The 19,619-nt window shown below is 69.8% G+C and carries 16 protein-coding genes and 6 pseudogenes; 13 read left to right on the forward strand and 9 right to left on the reverse strand.

Annotated elements, in window-relative coordinates:
- Nucleotides 1–104, forward strand: a pseudogene (locus tag IE134_RS32600) (lamin tail domain-containing protein); the annotation flags it as partial.
- A gap of 24 nt (nt 105–128) precedes the next feature.
- Here the strand turns inward: IE134_RS32600 and IE134_RS32605 are convergent.
- The 6 genes from IE134_RS32605 to IE134_RS32630 form a co-directional block, all read right to left on the reverse strand.
- Nucleotides 129–311 carry a transposase gene (locus tag IE134_RS32605; protein WP_373301893.1) on the reverse strand — a complete coding sequence of 61 codons (183 nt, stop codon included), beginning with the start codon at nt 309–311 and terminating at the stop codon, nt 129–131.
- Between the two features lie 40 nt (nt 312–351).
- Nucleotides 352–765, reverse strand: a complete 414-nt coding sequence (locus tag IE134_RS34330) for a hypothetical protein (protein ID WP_229823808.1) — start codon at nt 763–765, stop codon at nt 352–354.
- A 156-nt stretch (nt 766–921) separates the two neighbouring features.
- Nucleotides 922–2,589 carry a polyprenyl diphosphate synthase gene (uppS, locus tag IE134_RS32615; protein WP_229823810.1) on the reverse strand — a complete coding sequence of 556 codons (1,668 nt, stop codon included), beginning with the start codon at nt 2,587–2,589 and terminating at the stop codon, nt 922–924.
- A 193-nt stretch (nt 2,590–2,782) separates the two neighbouring features.
- The gene (locus IE134_RS32620; protein ID WP_189432573.1) at nt 2,783–3,655 is read right to left on the reverse strand and encodes an ABC transporter permease; all 873 of its coding nucleotides are present in this window, start codon (nt 3,653–3,655) and stop codon (nt 2,783–2,785) included.
- Complete coding sequence (locus tag IE134_RS32625) at nt 3,652–4,257, reverse strand: ABC transporter ATP-binding protein (RefSeq protein WP_189432575.1); 606 nt, start codon at nt 4,255–4,257, stop codon at nt 3,652–3,654. Before IE134_RS32625 ends, IE134_RS32620 begins: the two co-directional genes overlap by 4 nt.
- 642 nt (nt 4,258–4,899) lie before the next feature.
- Complete coding sequence (locus IE134_RS32630; protein WP_189432577.1) at nt 4,900–5,100, reverse strand: hypothetical protein; 201 nt, start codon at nt 5,098–5,100, stop codon at nt 4,900–4,902.
- A gap of 214 nt (nt 5,101–5,314) precedes the next feature.
- Between IE134_RS32630 and mobF the strand changes: the two are divergent.
- The 4 genes and pseudogenes from mobF to IE134_RS32650 all read left to right on the forward strand — a co-directional run.
- A pseudogene (gene mobF / locus IE134_RS32635) lies at nt 5,315–6,615 on the forward strand (MobF family relaxase); the annotation flags it as partial.
- A gap of 134 nt (nt 6,616–6,749) precedes the next feature.
- A complete protein-coding gene (locus tag IE134_RS32640; RefSeq protein WP_189432579.1) occupies nt 6,750–7,550 on the forward strand; it encodes an alpha/beta fold hydrolase in 801 nt (266 codons plus the stop codon).
- 2 nt (nt 7,551–7,552) lie between these two features.
- Complete coding sequence (locus IE134_RS32645) at nt 7,553–8,827, forward strand: PP2C family protein-serine/threonine phosphatase (protein ID WP_189432646.1); 1,275 nt, start codon at nt 7,553–7,555, stop codon at nt 8,825–8,827.
- A 1-nt stretch (nt 8,828) separates the two neighbouring features.
- Nucleotides 8,829–9,182 (forward strand): STAS domain-containing protein, encoded by a 354-nt coding sequence (locus IE134_RS32650; RefSeq protein ID WP_189432581.1) that lies wholly within the window; start codon nt 8,829–8,831, stop codon nt 9,180–9,182.
- A 203-nt stretch (nt 9,183–9,385) separates the two neighbouring features.
- On the opposite strand, the pseudogene IE134_RS32655 reads toward IE134_RS32650, so the two are convergent.
- Both IE134_RS32655 and IE134_RS32660 read right to left on the reverse strand, forming a co-directional pair.
- Nucleotides 9,386–10,323 (reverse strand): annotated as a pseudogene (locus IE134_RS32655) (ATP-dependent DNA ligase).
- 46 nt (nt 10,324–10,369) lie between these two features.
- Nucleotides 10,370–10,885 (reverse strand): annotated as a pseudogene (locus IE134_RS32660) (non-homologous end joining protein Ku); the annotation flags it as partial.
- Nucleotides 10,886–10,889: 4 nt separating this feature from the next.
- Between IE134_RS32660 and IE134_RS34710 the strand changes: the two are divergent.
- Nucleotides 10,890–11,180: pseudogene (locus tag IE134_RS34710) on the forward strand (DNA-3-methyladenine glycosylase 2 family protein); the annotation flags it as partial.
- A 36-nt stretch (nt 11,181–11,216) separates the two neighbouring features.
- Here the strand turns inward: IE134_RS34710 and IE134_RS32665 are convergent.
- Nucleotides 11,217–11,666: an SRPBCC family protein gene (locus IE134_RS32665; protein ID WP_189432585.1), complete on the reverse strand. Its 450-nt coding sequence runs from the start codon at nt 11,664–11,666 to the stop codon at nt 11,217–11,219.
- 624 nt (nt 11,667–12,290) lie between these two features.
- Here IE134_RS32665 and IE134_RS32670 point away from each other — a divergent pair.
- The 7 genes and pseudogenes from IE134_RS32670 to IE134_RS32700 all read left to right on the forward strand — a co-directional run bounded on the left by IE134_RS32670 (nt 12,291) and on the right by IE134_RS32700 (nt 19,611).
- Nucleotides 12,291–12,983 carry a GAF and ANTAR domain-containing protein gene (locus tag IE134_RS32670; RefSeq protein ID WP_189432587.1) on the forward strand — a complete coding sequence of 231 codons (693 nt, stop codon included), beginning with the start codon at nt 12,291–12,293 and terminating at the stop codon, nt 12,981–12,983.
- 382 nt (nt 12,984–13,365) lie between these two features.
- Nucleotides 13,366–13,940: pseudogene (locus IE134_RS32675) on the forward strand (HNH endonuclease).
- Nucleotides 13,941–14,108: 168 nt separating this feature from the next.
- The gene (locus IE134_RS32680; RefSeq protein ID WP_189432589.1) at nt 14,109–15,293 is read left to right on the forward strand and encodes an alcohol dehydrogenase catalytic domain-containing protein; all 1,185 of its coding nucleotides are present in this window, start codon (nt 14,109–14,111) and stop codon (nt 15,291–15,293) included.
- Between the two features lie 48 nt (nt 15,294–15,341).
- Nucleotides 15,342–16,388 (forward strand): NAD-dependent epimerase/dehydratase family protein, encoded by a 1,047-nt coding sequence (locus IE134_RS32685; protein ID WP_189432591.1) that lies wholly within the window; start codon nt 15,342–15,344, stop codon nt 16,386–16,388.
- Nucleotides 16,389–16,497: 109 nt separating this feature from the next.
- A complete protein-coding gene (locus tag IE134_RS32690) occupies nt 16,498–17,385 on the forward strand; it encodes an SDR family oxidoreductase (protein ID WP_189432593.1) in 888 nt (295 codons plus the stop codon).
- 52 nt (nt 17,386–17,437) lie between these two features.
- On the forward strand, nt 17,438–18,913 hold the full coding sequence (locus IE134_RS32695) for an aminotransferase class I/II-fold pyridoxal phosphate-dependent enzyme (protein WP_189432595.1): 1,476 nt from the start codon (nt 17,438–17,440) through the stop codon (nt 18,911–18,913).
- A 98-nt stretch (nt 18,914–19,011) separates the two neighbouring features.
- Complete coding sequence (locus IE134_RS32700) at nt 19,012–19,611, forward strand: flavodoxin family protein (protein WP_189432597.1); 600 nt, start codon at nt 19,012–19,014, stop codon at nt 19,609–19,611.
- Nucleotides 19,612–19,619 lie beyond the last annotated feature (8 nt).

A 19,619-nucleotide genomic window follows, 5' to 3' on the forward strand; every position in this document is an offset into this window, starting at 1 on the left:
CCATCTACCTGTACAAGCCCTCCGGCGCCCGCGCGGACGTCCACTCGTACACCAAGAAGGCCAACGACCGCGACGGCAACGGCTACATCACCTACCACGGCTGACCCACAATTCGCAGGCAGCGCCCTCTATTTCGCGCCGTTGTCGACGATGTAGCGGATGCCGTCGACGATCTCCCGCCGTGGCCACTTCTCCGGATGCCCGCCGGTCTTGGTCTGGCAGGCCGGGACCGGCAGGAGAGGTTCCAGGAGTGCCCACTCGGCAACGGTTGTGGCGGACGGGTAGCGGCGGCGACGGGAGGCAGCGGGCATGGCGGGCTCGGCAGACGCGGTGACCGGCGGTGGACGGGGGCTATATGGCGAGCTGGGCGAGGGCGGCGCGGACTCCGGTGAGCTGGGCGGTGGCGAGCTGGGCCCATTCATTGTCGGGGTAGCGGGCCAGGTGCGGGTCGAGCGTGCCCGTGATCACCCGGGTCAGCCGTCCGAGTATCTGCCGGAACTGCCGCTTGTCGTACTCGATCCAGTCGGCAGGGTCGTCGGAGAACATGTAGCCGTCCCGACGCGTCCAGGTGATCGGGGTCAGGTTCTCCGCGGCCACGAGGTCCCGGACGTGCCGGAGCCCACGGCCGACCTGCGAACGGGTGAGGCGGGTTGCGGCGATGAGCTGGTAGGTGTGCAGGCCGGCGGGCCTGGCTTCCATCAGGGCGACGCGAACCAGGTCGCCGTAGTGCTCGGCCAGCGGCCGTGCCTCCCGGCACCGCGGCACGGCTACTCCTCGCCCTTGAGTAGCTGACCAGCTGATCATGCGGAATATCGGGCGAGGTGCTGGACGGCCGCCTGGCAGATCAGCGGGGCGCAGGGCGTCCGGCCCGTCCGGAGCCTCAGTCGGTGCGGACGCTTTTCTCGCAGCCGGTCCGCGGGTTCACCTGGAGGGCGAAGCAAAGGCATCGTCCCCGGCAGGGGGGAGGGGGGCGGCGCCGTGGCGGCGTTGGCGTCTGCTGTACTCGGTGATGGCCTGCCACAGGTCACGCCGGTCGACGTCGGGCCAGTAGCCGGGGGTGAAGTGCAGTTCCGCGTAGGTGGCGTGCCAGGGCAGGAAGTTGGAGGTGCGCTGTTCCTTGCCGGTGCGCCACAGCAGGTCGACGTCGGGCATGTCGGGGTGGGGCAGGTGGCGGGCGAAGTCGTCCTCGCCGATGAGACGGGGGTCGATCTCGCCTGCTCGGGCTGCTTGGGCGAGGGCTGCGGCGGTGCGGGTGATCTCGTCGCGGCCGCCGTAGTTGATGCACATGGTCAGGGTCAGGCCGGTGCGGTTGCGGGTGCGGCGCTCCGCGCGCTGGAGTGCTTGGACGAGTTCCGCGGGGAGTTTGTCGGGGTGTCCCAGCCAGCGCTGGCGTACGTCGAGGTCACGTAGGGGGCCTTCGTCGAGGTCGCGCCGGATAGCTTCCAGGATGGTGGTGATCTCATCGGTGTCGCGTTTCCAGTTCTCTGTGGAGAACGCGTAGACGGTCAGGTGGCGCAGGCCGATGTCGAGTGCGCCGCAGACGATCTCGTGGACGGCGGCGGTGCCGGCGTGATGGCCTTCGGGGCGGGGCAGGCCGCGCTGCTGGGCCCAGCGGCCGTTGCCGTCCATGATGACCGCCACATGGGCGGGCATCTGGTCGGCGGGGATCTGCGGGGGCCGGGCGCCGCCTGGGTACGGTGGCGGGGGCCGAAGGGCTGCCATGTCGGTTGCCGGGCGCGGAACGTGCGCGGCCGCTGCGGGGCGCCGGGGCCCCGGCACGGTGAGGGGAGTCAGGCTCCAGGCCATGGCCGCGCGGAGGCGGGCGGGGGCGAAGATGCGGGTGCGGGTCACGACGGACACGCGCGGGGTTCGTCTCAGCAGGGTAGAGCCGGCCGCGTTGACGGCGTCGAGCTGGGCGCGCAGCAGGCAGGCGGCCGTGTCGAGCACGTTGACAGCGCCCGGGTGCATGCCCTTCGTCATCGCGGGCCGGGTCACCCAATGACGGGCCAGGGCCGTCAGTTCTGCGATCAACGCCGCAGTGGCTGGGCTCCAGCGCCCCCGCCGTAGGTCTTCCTCGGCGCCGGGGAACGCGTCCAGGGCCTCCTGCGGCAGGAGCAGATCCTCCTGGAGGAGGTCCTCGCTCAGGTCGGTGAGGATGTCGGTGAGCTGGGTGCCGTCGACGAACTGCTCGTAGTCCTTCCGGCGGTCCAGCCGTAGCGTCATCGGCGCGCCGGCCTGTTCGAACAGGTGCCGTACTTGGTCGACCCAGGGCACGATTTCCTCGCTGCACCAGGCCCGCCACTGGGTCCAGTCGGCGAAGTGCCGGCTGCCGATGTCGTCGTGTGTGGTGGTCATGGCTCCTTGTAGGCTGGAAAGGTCCAGACCCCATCGCAGGGCGGTGTCCACCAGGGCGTGCCGGACCGGGTCCGCGCTCGTGCCCATCGCCAGGTCGTGCTGCAGGGCTTGTGTCCACGCCTCGACGCGGGCCGCTCGATCGGCCGGAGCCACATCCCGCTGGTCGGCCAGGTCATCCAGGACACTCGCTGCCGCCCACAACGCCCAGCAGGCCGGCCGCAGTGCCGTTGGCATCAGCTGGATGAGGGCGTAAGCCCCCGGATCGTGCAGTTGTGTGATGCGGTGGCACTGCCGGTACGCCGCCCGCAAGCGGGGGTCTTCACCAGTGAGAGACCGGGCGGTGGTTCGCCCGCACGGCGCATGTGTAGACACGTCCAGGGCTGCAGCGGCGAGCTGCGGTTTCGCGCGCATATCGGGATCGACAACCTCAGTGTGCTTCCGTGTCGGATGCTGCGGCCGACGGGGCGAGAGCCCGACCCGGCGCGGGGAGGACGGCCTTGCCGCTTCCTGGCCCAGGACCGGGGAGGATCTGGGCTGTTGTGGGCAGGGCGGTGCCGGTGCCGCGGCGAAAGCCCACCAGGGCGATGAGGGCGGCCCCCGTGAACCAGGTGAGCTGGATGGCCAGACAGCCCGGTACCGGGCTGGTGGAGAATCCGGCCGCCGTGCCGGCCTGCATGGCCCCGTAGGAGGGCAGGTAGCGCAGGAGCGGGTTGTCGGCTCCGGAGCTCATGATCGGGTTCTGCAGCACGAGGTCGATGATGCTGGTCATGACGATCGCGAACATGCCCTCGACCTCGCGGCGCAGCACGGAGCCGAAGCCGACACCGAGCGCGCCGTAGGTGAGTGCGGCGCAGAACAATGCGGCGGCGAGCAGGAGAGGCTGGCGCGGTGTCCAGGTCAGGCAGGCAATAGCGGTGGCGTAGGCGGCGACCACCGCCGAGACCAGAGCCAGCGCGGTGACCTTCGCCAGGACGAGGTGAGCGCGGGGGTAACCGGCCATGGCCAGACGGCGGTCGAAGCGACTGCCGGAGTACGTGGCGGCGAACATCATGAAACCGGTGATCAGCGTGACGGCGTTCAACGCCCCGCTGATCGCGGTCACCTCGTTGCCGGGCGGGGAGAGCGCCTCTCCGGTGGCGTCCAGACGCATCGGGGCCGGGGTCTCGGGAAGCACCGTGAACGCCAGGAAGGTCCACAGCGGCACGAACAAGGCGACCAGGACCAGGGCGAACCGGTTGCGGCCGTGCTCGACGAGCGTGAACCGGGTGGCCACGGCGAAGCGAGTCAGGTGGAACCTCACGCGGCGACCGCCGCATCCTGCCGAAGGACCCCGTTGTCCAGGCGCCACAGCTCGTCCAGACGCTCGGTGTCGTACGCCAGGTGGGAGACGACCAGGACCGAACGCCCCGCGCCCCGCAGCCGCCCGGCCAGGTCCCAGAACCGCTGGTAGGTGTCCCAGTCGAAGCCCTGATACGGCTCGTCCAGAAGAAGCACTTGGGGATCGTGCATGAGCGCCAGCGTCACGTTCAGCTTCTGCCGCGTGCCGCCGCTGAGCACCCCTACCCGCTCATCGGCGTATCCGGTGAAGCCCAGGATCTCCATGATCTCCTCGGCATACCGCGCATCGGCCAGGCGGTAGGCGGTCTGGAAGAACGTCAGGTGCTGCCGGACGGTCAGCGCGTCATTGAGCACCACATGCTGCGGGCAGTAACCGAACCGGCCACCATGCCGGACGGAACCGCGTGTGGGCCGCAACTCACCAGAAAGGATCTTCAGTAGCGTGGATTTGCCGGCACCGTTCTCCCCGACGATCCCGCACAGCGTTCCGCCCCGAAGCCGCAGATCAACACCCCGCAAGACCGGACGCCGCCGGTAGGCATGGTGCACATTCTTGACCTCCACGCCCGTCTCTCCACCTGTTGACCCTGGACCGACTGTGACCGAATGACCCAACGAGCAACGAAATGGAAAGGGCACGGCACCACTCCGGGGCATCGCTGTAGCGGCGCTACAGACACAAGGACGAAGGCCACGGGTGCCGCGCGGCCGCGTGAGCCGTTGCTGTGACAGGTCCTGGATACCTCTGCGGTCGGCTATCGGACGAACCCGTCCGCCCCGCTGCCTCAAACTGGCACCGGCGTGCGGGTTCGCCACATACGCCCTCCATGATTCTGCGAACTCGCGCGCTTCGCGGAGGCCAGCGCGGAAGCGTCCTCCGGCGCGCAGATCCTCGACGAAGGCCGCCACGGTCTGGCGGAACTTGCGGCGCTGTTCCGGGGTGAGGCGGTCCAGGTCGGCAGCGAAGCGCGGCAGGGTCTCGTACGTAGGCACGGTGAACCTCCAGGACGCACGAAGTCCCCGGCCGGTCGGCCGGGGGCGGTGGTGGCTGTTCGTGTTGAAGGGCGTCGGTGACGTGGTGTGCTCAGCGGTGGTGGACGGTCCGGGGAGTGATGCGCTGGGGCGCGTCGGATGGCGTGGGAGTCGGCTGGAGGCGGATGTCGTAGTGGGGGGTGCTGTCGGTGCGCAGCATTCGCACGGCCGCCGTCAGCTCCCGTCGCGGCCGTTCATCAGGTCGTTCCACTTCTGCTCGATGACCGGGTCCTTGGTGCAGCGGGTGCAGTGGGACAGGTAGTCGGTCCGTGTGGGGTACGGCACGCCAGCCGAGCGGACGACGACCCTTGGGCGGCGCGTGAGCGGGCGACGGCACAGCGGGCAGAGGTCTCCGTGGAGCAGTTCGTTGGTCATGCGGCGCACTGTGTACACGTCGGCGGCTTACCGTCTCGGGCTGGTGTGACGGCCCGCCTGGCGGGCGCCACGGTAAAGACTTGGCGATGGCCTCCCGCCCGGCGGGCCCCGGATCGCGCTTTTGTGCAGGTCGAAGCTGGTGTTCCATGGCCCGGTGATCAGCAAATCGGAGGTCCGCCCCGGTGACGGGTGGCGGTACTACTTCCGTGGCGTGATGGTCGGCGATGGCCACCGCCCCGCGGGCACGTCGCTGCGTGCCGCCCAGGACCAGGCCGGTGTCCCGCCCGGGGTCTGGAGGGGCCAGGGCCTGGCCGCGGTCGGCCTCACGGCCGGGGACGTGGTGACCGAGCGGCAGGCCGAACTGCTCCTGGGGGAAGGCCGGCACCCGGACGCCGACTGGATCGAGCGCGAGCGCCTGGAGGCGGGCGACGATCCGGCGAAGGCCCGGCGGGCGACCGTGCTGGGCAGGCCCATCGAGCACAACCGCTCCCCGAAGACCGAGAAGGCCAAGGAGCGCACCCCCTGGCTGGGCATGGACCTCACGTTCCGGCCGCCGCCGACGGCACACATCGCGTGGGCGCTGATGGATGACCAGTGGCGCCTGGTGCTGGAGTCGTGCCAGGACACCGCCGTGGACAAGACGCTGAAGTGGCTGGGGGAGTCGGTCGCGCAAATCCGCTGGGGCAGCGGCGGCAAGCACCGCGCCCGGTGAAGGGCGGGCTGATCGTCGCGGTGTTCCGGCACTACGAGTCCCGAGCTGCCGAGTCGAAGCCGCTGCTCCACGATCACGCCGTGGTGTCGATCCGCGCCCGGCGGCCGGACGGGGCAGGGACGTGGGGCAACGTGTCGGCGGACACGCTGCTCGCCCACATCGTTGTGGCCGGCACCCTGTACCTCCTCTACTTCATGGAGGAGGTGTCCGCCCGGCTCGGGTGGGCGTGGGAGCCGCGCGAGGTGACACCCAGCCGCCGTCCCGTCATGGAGATCGCGGGCATCGACCAGCGGCTCATCGGCTGGCAGTCGACGCGCCGTCAGCAGATCGAGGAAGCGCTGTTCGTTCTCACTGCCGAGTACGTGGAGGAGCACGGGCATGAGCCGGGGGAGCGGGCCGCGTACGGGCTGGCCTGCCGGGCCGCCGACCGGACGTGCCCGCCCAAGCGCAAGGAGCCGCGGTCGCTGTCCGAGCTGCGCGAGGGGTGGCGGGAGTCGGCCATTGCCGCGTTCGGCGCCGACGTTGTCGACCGGCTCGCGGAGCGGGCGCGGGTGCGGCCGGTGGTCGACGTCGTCCTGGCGGCCGTCGACACCCTGGCCGTGGTGTAGGTGATGCATGGTGCGTTCAAGCGCCACCACCTGCTCGCCGAAGCACGCCGCTACCTCTCCTACGTCCTGCGCGGTCGCCCGCACCAGCCCGGCCTGGACGAACGGATCGTGCAGGCGGTCGTCGACGACTACACCCGCCCGGTCGGCCGGGGCTTCAAGATGACCGCCGACCTGCACGCCCTGTACCCGCGCGATTTTCAGCCAGCGGGACGATGTGACGGAGCGCGATGGTGGGCGATCGGGCACGCCAGGTGGCGACTGAGCGCGGGAGAGGCCAGGGCGTCAGCCCTGGGGCCTTGGCGGTGTCAGGAGGTGGAAGACTGGCGGGTATGGATATCCGCCGTAGGAACAACGTCACCGTGACCGGCTGTGTGGATGGGCCGGTGCTCCTGCTGGCGCACGGGTTCGGCTGTGACCAGAACATGTGGCGTCTGGTGCTACCGGCGCTGGCTGAGAGCTACCGGGTGGTGCTCTTCGACTACGTGGGGTCGGGCAAGGCGGATCCGTCGGCTTGGGATGAGCGGCGGTACGGCTCTCTGGAGGGCTACGCACAGGACGTACTGGAGGTCTGCGAGGAGCTGGACCTGCGGGACGTGACGTTCGTGGGGCACTCGGTCAGCGCGATGGTCGGAGTGCTCGCCGCAGCGAAGACCCCGGAGCGTATTTCCCGTCTGGTGATGGTCGCTCCTTCGCCCCGCTACATCGACGACGAGGGGTACCGAGGCGGGTTCAGCGCCGAGGACATCGACGAACTGCTGGAGTCGCTGGAGTCGAACTATCTGGGCTGGTCGGCGGCGATGGCCCCGGTCATCATGGGCAACGATGACCGGCCCGAACTCGGCCAGGAACTGACCGCCGCCTTCTGCGCGACCGACCCTGACATGGCGCGCATCTTCGCCCGCACGACGTTCCTGTCCGACAGCCGCGAGGACCTGAAGACGGTCGCCGTGCCGACGCTGATCCTGGAGTGCCGGCAGGACGTCATTGCCCCCCGTGAAGTCGGCGCCTATATCCGCGATGCGATCCCCGCCAGCCGGCTGGTCACCCTGGAGGCGACAGGGCACTGTCCGCAGCTGAGCGCACCGCAGGCCACTGCCGCGGCGATCGTCGACTTCGTCGGAGCCGCCTGATGATGTGCCGCACCGACCAGGCCCCAGACCCGGAGGAGGAGAAGGACGTCGATGCCACGGACGCGATGTTCACCTCCCTGCTGGAGGACAGCGCCGAGGAGCTCTACGAGCAGGCCCCGTGCGGGTACCTGTCGACGCTGATGGACGGCACCATCGCGAAGATCAACGCCACGCTGCTGGAGTGGCTGGGTCTGGAGCGGTCCCGGGTAGTGGGGCGGATGCGGTTCACCGACCTGCTCACCGTGGGCGGCAAGCTGTACCACGAGACGCACTTCGCCCCGCTGCTTCAGATGAAGGGCGAAGTCAGCGGCATCGCCCTGGACATCAAGACCACCGGCAAGCAGCGGATGCCCGTGCTGGTCACCTCGAAGGTGAAGACCAGCGAGGACGGCGCCCCGCTGCTGATCCGCACCACCGTCTTCGACGCCCGCGACCGCCGCGCGTACGAGGCCGAGCTGCTGCGTGGCCGCCGAGCAGCCGAGGAGGCGCGCCGGCAGGCCGAGGCCGACCGCGTCCGGCTCCAGGAGGCACTCGCCGTTCTCCAGCAGAGCCTGCTGCCCGCCGAGCTGCCCGCGGTTCCCGGTATGGAAGCCGCCTCCTACTACCACACGGCCTCCCCTGATCTGCTGGGCGGAGACTTCTACGACCTCTTCCCTCTGGACGCCCACCGGTGGGCGTTCTTCCTGGGCGACGTGTGCGGAAAGGGCCCCCAGGCCGCCGCGGTCACCTCACTGGCCCGCTACACCCTGCGCGCCGCAGCCCTCCACGACCCCGACCCCGTCAACGCACTCACCACCCTGAACACGGTGCTGCACGACCGGTACACCAGTGGCGAGGGCCGCTACTGCACCGCCATATTCGGCGTCGTCGAACCTCACGACGGCCACGTGGAGGTACACCTGGCCTCCGGCGGGCACCCCTCCGCGCTGATCCAGCGCGCCGACGGCAGCTCCGACTACCTCCACACCCCGGGCGGCATGCTCATCGGCGTCCTGCCCAAGGCGACGTTCACCGCCGCTCGCGCCCGGCTGCTTCCGGGCGACACCCTGCTCCTGTACACCGACGGCCTGACCGAGGCCCGAACCGGACCGGACCGCACGCTGTACGGCGACGAAGCCCTGCGCACCTTCACCACCACCCAGCCCGCACAAGGACCGCAGGCCCTGATCACCGCCCTGACCGGGCTGCTCGCCTCCTTCGGCGACGGACTCCACGACGACACTGCGCTGCTCGCCCTCGGGCCCACCCCACTTGCCACCCCGGGAGTGACAACCTGACATGAGCCCGCTGACGATCACCACCCGCCTCGCCGCCACCGGTCCCGTCCTGAAGATCATCGGCGACCTCGACTACGAAACCGCGCCCGAACTACGCAAGGCCCTGGACAGCCTCAGCATGGCGCCGGGACAAATGCTGGTTCTTGACCTGGCCGGTCTGGACTTCTGCGACTCCAGCGGAATCAGCGCTCTGATCTCAGCCAGGAACCTGGCCATCGAGCAATGCGGCGACATCGCCCTGGCCGCCGTCCCCGCCAACACCCTCCGCATCCTGGGCATCGTCGGCCTGGACCAGGTCTTCACCATCCTCCCGGACCCCGCGACGGCCACCAACCGAGACCTCATGACCGGCTGAGTACCGCTCCGCGGATCGTGCTCCCTCACACCGACCCGGTGGCACGTGCGACGATCACTCCTCGGGGCGGGCCAGCCCCTTCCCTGGTCACGCCGGGTTGGTGACGCAATACTGACGGGCCTTCTGGATCACCAGAGACCGGGCGGCCCGCGTACACGACACGGCCGAACCGCCGCCCCGCCCCGGCGCTCTCTCAGGTCAGGTCATCGGGGGTGGGTGAGGTCGGGGCGTAGCCGGTACCAGGAGGGGTGACGGAGGGGTGACGCAGGCGTCCGGCGCGGGTGCGGGAGGTGTAGCGGACCTCGCCGACGAGCTGGGGGAGTACCCACCGGGCCCCGACCACCGGTGGGACCTGGGCGAAGGGGCAGGTGTCGATGGCCGCGGTCTGGAGGAGGGCGGCCAGGCGGATGCGTTCGGCCTGGCTCCAGCCGGTGCCGACGCTGCCCGCGTAGTCGAGCAGCCCGGTGTGCCGCTCGCCGACCAGGACGGCCCCGGGCAGGCCGGTCAGCTGACCCCGTCCGGGAACCCACCCGCCGATCACGACATCGGCGAGACGGTGGATCTTGATCTTCACCCAGCTCTTCGAGCGTGCCCCGGGTTCGTACCGGGAGGTGAGCCGCTTCGCGATCAGTCCCTCCAGCCCGGCCTCCCGCGCCATCTCCCACGCCTCGGCGCCGTGCCCAGTGATCGCCGAGGGTGCCGACCAGGTGGACCCGGCCAGTCCGAGACCTTCCAGCAGCACTCGCCGCTCCGCGTACGGTAGCCCGGTCAGGAGTCGACCGTCGAGGTGCACGAGGTCGAAGAGCATCAGGTGCGCGGGCACCCGGTCCGCCATCCGCGCGGCCCTCGCGGGGGAGCCGGCGGGGCCCATCCGCTGTTGGAGGCGTTCGAAGTCGCTGCGGCCCTGATCGTCGAGCGCGACGATCTCCCCGTCCAGCACGGCGCTTCGAGTGCCGAGGGCGTGGGCGAGGGGGAGGAGCTCGGGGTAGGCGGCGGTGATGTCCGTACCCGAACGAGCGCGCAGAACGACCGTGCCGTCGCCCGGCAGGTAGACCATGGCCCGTTGGCCGTCCTGCTTCACCTCGAACGCCCACCGGTCCTCCACAGCCGCAGACGGCAGCGGGCCGGGTGTTGCGAGCATCGGCTCGATCCTCGGCAGCACGGCACCCGCGGCAGGAGGAGGAGGGTCAGGAGGCACTGCGCTTCTTCGAGGCCGTCTTCTTCGCTGTCTTCGACGCCGTGGACTTCTTCGGGGCGGCCGTCTGCTTCGCCGGTGTCTTCCGGGGGGTCTTCTTCGACGGCCGCATCTCGTGCACGGTGGCGTCCTCGTCATCCTCCCCGCGCGATTCCTTTGCGGCCTTGACGGACGCGTTCAGAGCGGCCATCAGGTCCACGACTTCGCCCTTGTCCTGCCTCCCGTCCTCCGCCGGGGCGGGGAGGGGCTTGCCGTCCGCCTTCGCGGCGATGATGTCCTCCAGGGCCTCGCGGTACTCGTCGTGGAAGCCGGACAGGTCCTCGATCGTCATTCGCTCGGCCAGCTCCAGGGCCCGCTCGATCTCCTCCTCGCCGACCTCGACCTCGCGCGGGGCCAGCTCGTCCGGGTTGCGGACCTCGTCGGGCCACTTCATGGAGTGCAGCATGATCGCCCCTTCGCGGATGCGCAGCAGGCCCAGGCGCTCACGGCCGTGCCACGCGAACTTCGCCCCCGAGGCGATGGCCCGGCTCCAGCTCATTCCCGGCATCGGACCCTGGACCGCCGCCGAAACGCTGCAACGCACTCTCGGTGCCCGACGCCCTGACCCTGGGTGATCTTCACCTTCCGATACAGATCGGCTACGCCCTCACCGGTGCCCGCGGCGGCACCGACGAACAGATGCTTCAGCTCCTGGCGTCGTAAGCCGGGCAACGTCACCGGGCAGCCCGGCTCATCCTGCTCGGCGGGCGGTGCCCACCCGGCGGGCCCACCGGGCCCCGCACAGCCGCATCGCCCATCTGTGACACGACCGTGCGGGGCGGAGGCCTGCACGGTATGGGTCAGACGGTGCCGCGCCAGCCGCCGGTCTCGGCGCCGCGGGACTCGATGAACTGCTTGAAGCGCTTCAGGTCGCCGGTGGCCTGGCGCCTGACGAAGCCGAGCTTGTCGCCGACCGTCTCGGCCAGGCCCTCGGGGGCGTAGTCGAGCTGCAGCATGACCTTGGTGGTGCTGTCGTCGATGTAGTGGAAGGTCACGACACCGGCCTGCTTGGCCTCTCCGCCGACGCTGGTCCAGGCGACCCGCTCGTCGGGGATCTGCTCGGTGATCTCCGCGTCGAACTCCCGCTCGACACCGGCGATCTTCGTCTTCCAGTGCGTCAGGGTCTGCGTACGCTGCTCGATCCGCTCGACCCCCTCCATGAACTGGGGGAAGCTCTCGAACTGCGTCCACTGGTTGTACGCGGCACTGACGGGGACGCTGACCTCGATGGACTCTTCAACCTGCGACACGACGCTCTCCTTCGTGGGGGATGTCCCTCTGGGGTGCCCCCGATCACGCCCGGCATGTCCCACGTCTCCCGCGGCTCATGACGTCGGCCACGCAACTGGTCGTACGGGCGAGGCCGCCTGCGAGATGGTTGACCGCCGAAGCGGCAGCCGTTAGGAGGCGGGCTCGTACTCGACAACTGAGTCTGCGCACGGTTCGGCCAGTTCACTGGCGACCTGGGCGGCCCACTATCTGACGCGTATCCCGTACGCGGATCGCGGCGGTCGAGCAGCAGCAGTAGGCGCAGCCCCGGCAGCCCCCAACGCCCACGGCTGCGCCCGTGCCGTCTGCCGTCGGGCCGGGTCGGGCCGTGCCTGTACGCCGGACTGGGACCTGGCGGAGGCCGGTATCGGGGTTCCAGTCACCGAGGTCCACCGGGGTGGCCGGGGGCCGGTCGCTGGTGGCGGTCAGTGCGGAGCGCGCTCGCGCGAGCTGGTCGGCGGGGCGCAGCCGTGTGCAGTGTGTCGCCCGGGCAGGGTGCTGACCCGGCCGTGACGCGTGTGATCTTGTCCGGCCAGGTGCTAGGAGGATCTGTTGCCGGGCAAGATATCCCTTGTCAGAAGTGCCGGAGCAGAGGAGTGAAGGGCATGGACTGGCAGGGGTTCGCGGAGCAGATAGGCGACATGGCGCATGATCTGCTGGAGCAGCCTTCGGTGGACGCCACGCTGGGGCGCATCACCGAGTCGGCTGCCGAGCTGGTGGCGGGGTGCGACGCGGCGGGGATCCTCGTGCTGAGCGCAAAATCCGTGTCGCTGGCGCCGACGGAGCCGTGGGTGGCGGAACTGGACCAGCTCCAGTGCAAGCTGGGCCAGGGTCCGTGCTTCGACGCTGCCCGCCCTTCGACGGGGGAGCGGGTGTTGAGGATGGCGGACTTCACCGAGGCGGAGCCGCGGTGGGCCGACTTCGTGGCCGAGGCCCGGAAGTGGGGGGTGGGCAGCATGATGGGCTTCCTGCTGTACACCGAGGACGAGGACTTCGGCGCGCTGAACTTCTACTCCCGCCGGCCCGGAGCCTTCACGCAGGAGAGCGAGCGGGCCGGAGTGATCCTCGCCTCCCACGCTGCGGTCGCCCTGTCCGCTGCCCGCACCCACGCCCAGATGGAACAGGCCCTGGCCACCCGCCACCAGATCGGGCAGGCGATGGGCATTCTCATGGCCCGCCACAACATCTCCGAGAACCAGGCCTTCAACACCCTGCGCCGCTACTCGCAGGACAACAACGTCAAGCTCCGCGAGGTCGCCTTGCTGGTGTGTGAGCAGGGCGGCCTTCCGCAGCTCTGATCTGAGGTGGGGGCCGGGCCCCCCGCCGACGGGTCTGCACCGGGGGGCCCTGGGCCGGGGCCGCCCCCCGGGGGAGCGTCGCCGTCCCGACCTGCCCGACGGAGTTCCCCGGTCTTTCCCCGGTAAACAGGCCCGTGGGTGTGTTCGTACGCGGGGACAGGGTCTGGGGCAGAACGCGCCGCATGGGCGTGCGGGACAGGCCCGGGTCTGGGCTACGGCTCGGACCCCTGGTGCCGGTGGCGGACCTGCCGCCGCTACTGGGTCCCGCGTCGGGATGGCGGTCCTGGCGGAGCGTTTCTGCGTTGAACCTCTTCTCCCTGGGCGGGTGAGCATCAGGCACAGGGCCTCACCGGGGGTGGGGTGCGGCCGGTAGAACGCCGTGGTGATCAAGAACCTTGCGCGCGGCTTCGGCGCGCTCCCCCTTGCCCTTGTTCCCCTTCTTTCCTCCCGGCCGCGCAAGCCGCTTCGGCTGCTCCCGTGGCGGAGGTGACGACGCTGGCCGACGCGGTCGGCCTGTTGAAGGTCACCGAGGAGGACCGCACCGGCTACACCCGCAGCAAGTTCAAGCACTGGAGGGCGATAGAGATAACACGTAACGAAGTGCTCCTGGCCGAGGCGGTGGTGGCGCCGACGGTGGAGGCCGGGTGCAAGCTGACCGGCGGCACGTGGTGACCTCCGCCAACTCCCTGGACATCGACCACATGGTGCCGCTCGCCGAAGTCTGGGGTTCCGGCGCCGGTCGCGGTGACCGCACGCACCAACCGGCAGAAGGCGGACCAGGACCCGGCTGACTGGATGCCCCCTTCCCCCGAGGCGCAGTGCCGGTATGTGGGGGAGTGGGTGGCTACCAAGCTCCGCTGGCAGCTCACCGCGGACGACCGCGAGCTGGAAGCGTTGAAGGTGTACGCCGAGGGAGCATGCGAGGACACCATTGTTCGCTACACCCCGGCCGCCTGATCTGTGTGTTGATCATGTGCACCACGATGAGCACTGTTTCTCATGGCTTCATCATGACAAAGGGACCGCTCGTGTTCCGGCCTGCGACTGGTCTGCGTGTTTCGCGATTGCCAGGATGGGAACCCGGCGCACTCGTTCGCAAATGACTGGCGGAGGAGGGAGCGCACTTTGCGCGCACTGACCTATCAGGGAAAGCGGGACGTCCGGGTGGAGACGGTCCCGGACCCGAGAATCCTGGATCCTACGGACATCATCGTCAAGATCACGTCCACCGGGATCTGTGGATCCGACCTTCACCTCTACGACGTGCTCGGGCCCTACATCGACCCGGGCGACATCCTGGGCCACGAACCCATGGGAGTAGTGGAGGAGGTCGGCCGTGAGGTGACCGCCGTCGCTCCGGGGGACCGGGTCGTTATCCCCTTCAACGTGTCCTGCGGGCACTGCTACATGTGCGGGCAGGGGCTGCAGTCGCAGTGCGAGACCACTCAGGTGCGCGAGCGCGGCACCGGCGCGTCCCTGTTCGGCTACACCAAGCTCTACGGGCAGGTGCCCGGCGGCCAGGCCGAGTTCATGCGGGTGCCCTTCGGCAACACCCTGCCGATCAAAGTCCCGCACGGTCCGTCGGATGACCGGTTCGTGTATCTCTCCGACGTGCTGCCCACCGCCTGGCAGGCCGTGGAGTACGCGGACATCCCGCCCGGCGGCAGCGTCACGGTCCTGGGCCTGGGGCCGATCGGCGCCATGGCCGCCCGCATCGCCCGCCATCGGGGCGCCGGTCTCGTCATCGGCGTGGACCTGGTTCCCGAACGCCTCGACCGGGCGAGCAGGTACGGCGCGACCTGCCTCGACCTGCGCCGTTACGGCAAGGACCTCGGGGACGCCGTCCGTGACCTCACGGACGGGCGCGGCACGGACGCGGTGATCGACGCCGTGGGCATGGAGGCCCATGGCTCCCCGGTGGCCAAGGCGGCGCACACGGCGGTCGGCCTGCTCCCCGACGCGGTGGCGCAGCGCATGATGGAGACGACGGGCATTGACCGTCTCGCGGCGCTGCACGCGGCGATCGACCTGGTGCGCCGGGGCGGCACGATCTCCGTTTCCGGCGTCTATGGCGGCAGCACTGACCCGATGCCGATGCTCACCATGTTCGACAAGCAGCTCCAGCTGCGCATGGGGCAGGCCAACGTCAACCGATGGGTGGATGACCTGCTGCCCCTGCTCACCGACGACGACCCGCTGGGCGTGGACTCCTTCGCCACCCACCACCTGCCACTGGAAGAGGGGCCGAAGGCTTACGAGACGTTCCAGAAGAAGGCCGACGGCATGATCAAAACCCTGCTCGTCCCCTGACCCGGCGACGGAGACCGGTCCGCTGCCCCGAAGGAAGGAGACCCCGGCATGAAGAACAACGGCCCTCGTCCTGGCAAGCGAGTCGTGGTCACGGGAGCCACCGGCAACGTGGGAACGAGCGTGGTGCGCGCGCTCGCCGCCGACCCGGACATCGGCTCGGTCCTGGGGCTGGCCCGCAGGCGGCCCGGGCTTCAGATCCCGAAGGTGCAGTGGGACACCGTCGACCTGTCCCGGGCCGACAGTGAGGACCGGCTCGTCGGTCTCCTGCGAGGCGCCGATGCCGTCGTCCACCTGGCCTGGCGCTTTCAGCCCACCCACGACCCGGTGGTGACCTGGCAGAGCAACGTGCTGGGCTCCCGGCGGATCTTCGAGGCCGTGGCACACAGCGGGGTTCCCGCCTTGGTGCACGCCTCGTCCGTCGGCGCCTACTCCCCGGGCCCCAAGGACGAACCGGGCGTCGATGAGGAGTGGCCCACCGACGGCTGGCCGGACGCGGCCTACTGCCGGGAGAAGGCCTACCTGGAACGCGTCCTCGACACCTTCGAACTGCGGCACCCGCAGATCCGGGTGGTCCGCATGCGGCCCGGATTCCTCTTCAAGGAGACCGCCGCCCCCGAGCAGCGGCGGATCTTCGCCGGCCGCTACGCCCCCGGACCACTCCTGCGGCCCGACCTGCTGCCCTTCGTACCCGACCTGGACGGGCTGCGATTCCAGGTTCTCCACACCGACGACGCCGCGGAGGCCTACCGGCTGGCCGTACTCCGCGATGTACGGGGCCCCTTCAACCTGGCGGCAGACCCGGTCATCGACGCCCCCAGGCTGGCGGACCTGCTCGATGCCCGGATCGTGCGGATCCCCAGGGCCCTTGTCCGCACGGCACTCGCAGCCGCCTGGCGGGCCCACGCCGTACCGGCCTCCCCGCACCTGTTCGACGCGGTGCTGCGGCTGCCCGTACTGGACTCCGGACGGGCCCGCGACGTACTGGGCTGGCAGCCCACGCGTACGGCGGAAGATGCGCTGAACGCCTCCCTGCGAGGTGTGCGCGAAGGTACCGGCGAAGACACGGCACCGCTGGCCGGCCGAAAGGTCGGCTGATCCACCCGCAGCCGCGCCACCGGCGAAGATCCGGCGGATCGGCCCGCAGGCACCGGGCGCGTCCGATGCACCGGGCCTTCGCGACGACGGACGACCAGAAAGGACCACCATGGCGAGCAGTGAACAGCCCGAGGACCCCAATACGGTCCATCCCCGCCCCGACTTCCCTCAGCAGGACCAGGCACATCCCGGCTGGACCGGCCCCATGGACCCGCCGCCCGACCACGGCGAGGAGTCCTACCGGGGGTCCGGCCTGCTCGACGGGCGGAAGACCGTCATCAGCGGAGGCGACTCAGGTATCGGCCGCGCGGTCGCCCTGGCCTACGCCCGCGAGGGAGCGGACGTGGTCTTCACCCACCTCCCCGAAGAGGGGAAGGAAGCCGGGGAGACGGTTCGCCTGGTAGAGCAGGCGGGCCGCCGGGCGGTACCCGTCGTCTGTGACATCCGGGACGAGAAGCAGTGCCGTTCTCTCATCGAGCAAGCGGTGTCCGAGTTCGGCCGCATCGATGTCCTGGTCAACAACGCGGCCTACCAGATGTCTCAGCCCGACGGGATCTCCGCCATCTCCACCGAGCAGTTCGACCGGGTGATGCGCACCAACCTCTACGGCATGTTCTGGCTGTGCAAGAGCGCCCTGCCACACATTCCGGCAGGAGGGTCGATCATCAACACGACCTCGGTGCAGGCGTACAAGCCGAGCCCCCACCTCCTCGACTACGCGATGACCAAGGGGGCGATCGTCACCTTCACCCAGGGCCTGGCCCAGATGCTGGCCCCCGACGGCATCCGCGTCAACGCGGTCGCCCCGGGCCCGGTCTGGACGCCCCTCATCCCCGCGACACTCCCCGACACCGCCGAGTTCGGGAAGCAGAGCCCGCTGGGCCGCCCGGCACAGCCCGCCGAGATGGCACCCGCCTTCGTCTTCCTCGCCTCCCGGAATGCCTCGTTCATCACCGGCGAGATCATGAACGCCACCGGCGGCACACCGCTCCCCTGACCCGTGAAAGGCAGGCTGATTTGACCGCGCGCCCGTCGGGAAGGCGTGTCATATGGCCATGAACCATCATGAAACACCAGTTCTCGACGCTCTCGCCTCCTATCGTGACCGGGGCGAGCTGGGCTTCTCCCCGCCCGGTCACAAGCAGGCGCGAGGCGCTGCCCCAGCCGTGCGCGCCGTGCTGGGCGACGCGGTGTTCTTCGGAGACGTCCTGGCCACAGGAGGGCTGGACGACCGCCGGGAGAAGTCCTCCGTACTACAACGGGCCGAAAACCTCATGGCCGACGCCGTCCACGCGGAGCACACCTTCTTCTCCACCTGCGGCAGCTCCCTGTCCGTCAAAGCCGCCATGCTCAGCGTCGCCGCACCCCACCAGAAGCTGCTGGTAGGCAGGGACGCCCACAAGTCCGTCATCGCCGGCCTCATCCTCTGCGGCATCGAGCCTGTCTGGCTGGAACCCCAGTGGGACAGGGAGCGGCATCTCGCACACCCGCCCTCCCCCTCCACTCTGGAAGAAGCCTTCACCCGGCACCCGGACGCACGCGGCGCCCTGATCACCAGCCCCACCCCGTACGGCACGGCGGCCGACCTGCGCGCCATGGCCGACATCTGTCACCGGCGCTCCAGGCCGCTGATCGTGGACGAGGCATGGGGAGCCCACCTGCCGTTCCACCCGGATCTGCCGTCCTGGGCCATGGACGCCGGCGCCGACGTTTGCGTCACCAGCATTCACAAGATGGGAAGCGGCCTGGAACAAGGCTCCGTCTTTCACCTCCAAGGCGACCTGGTGGACCACGACACCCTCGCCTCCAGGGCCGACCTCCTCGGCACCACCAGCCCCTCCGTGCTGCTCTACGCCGGAATCGACGGCTGGCGCCGACAGATGATCCTGGAAGGCCACGGGCTGCTCTCCCGAGCGCTCGACCTCGTAGCGACGGTCCGCCGGCGCATCGAGGAGATCGAGGGAATGCACGTCAACGGGAAGGACGACTTCTGCGGACCGGGAGCGGCCGCCGAGTTCGACCCCCTCCCTTTGATCATCGACATCGAGGGACTGGGCACCACCGGCTACCGGGCCGCCGACTGGCTGCGCCAGCACCACCGGATCGACATGCACCTCGTGGACCACCGCCGGATCAGCGCCCAGTTCACCCACGCCGACGACAAGGACACCGCCGACCGGCTGCTGGCGGCCCTACATGACCTGGCCGACCACGCGCACACGCTCCGCCCCGCCCCCGAGGTACAGGTGCCCACGCCCGCCGAGCTCCGTCCCGACCAGGTATGTCTGCCGCGCGACGCCTACTTCGCCCGGACACAGGACGTCCCGGCGCCGGAAGCCGTAGGCCGCGTCGCCGCCGAGATGCTCACGCCCTACCCTCCCGGCATTCCGGCCGTCCTGCCCGGAGAGCGGATCACCGAACCCCTCCTGCGCTACCTGCGCACCGGTGTCGAGGCAGGCATGAACATCCCCGACCCCGCCGACCCCACCCTTCAGACCATCCGCGTCCGCACCGAGGGCCCCTGACCACCACGCCCCGACAGCTTCGGCCCGACCAACGCCGTCGCCGGGAACTACACGACGGACCCAGCCCCCCGCCCGCTCAGACCAAGGAGAAGCCCCGCATGCGTGCTCTCGCTCTCGTCTGCACCCTGAACGCCTCACCCGCCCCCTCCAGCAGCCAGTACCTCGCCGAGCAGGTCATGACACAGTTCGCACACCATGACGTCCAGGGAGAAGTCATCCGGGTCGCCGACCACGATGTCCGCCCGGGGATCGGCGTGGACATGGGCGACGGCGACGCGTGGCCGGCCCTGCGGGAAAAGGTGCTGGCCGCCGACATCCTCCTCATCGCCACCCCCATCTGGCTCGGTCACCCCTCCAGCGTCTGCCAGCGGGTCCTGGAGCGGCTGAACGCCGAGTCCTCCGAGACCGACGACCAGGGACGCCCGCACATCTACGGCAAAGTCGCCGCCGTGGCCGTCGTCGGCAACGAGGACGGCGCGCACAAGGTCAGCGCCGACGTGTTCCAGGGCCTCAACGACGTCGGCTTCTCGCTCGCGCCGGGAGCCGTCACGTACTGGGTCGGCGAAGCCATGCACGGCACCGACTACCAGGACCTCGACGAAACCCCCGAAGCCGTCGCCTCCACCACCAAGGCCCTCGCAGCCAACGCCACCCATCTGGCCCGCCTCCTCGCCGACGGCCCCTACCCGGCAGCCTGACGGCCATG

The organism is Streptomyces rubiginosohelvolus, assembly GCF_014649875.1.
Classification (GTDB): Bacteria; Actinomycetota; Actinomycetes; order Streptomycetales; family Streptomycetaceae; genus Streptomyces; species Streptomyces rubiginosohelvolus.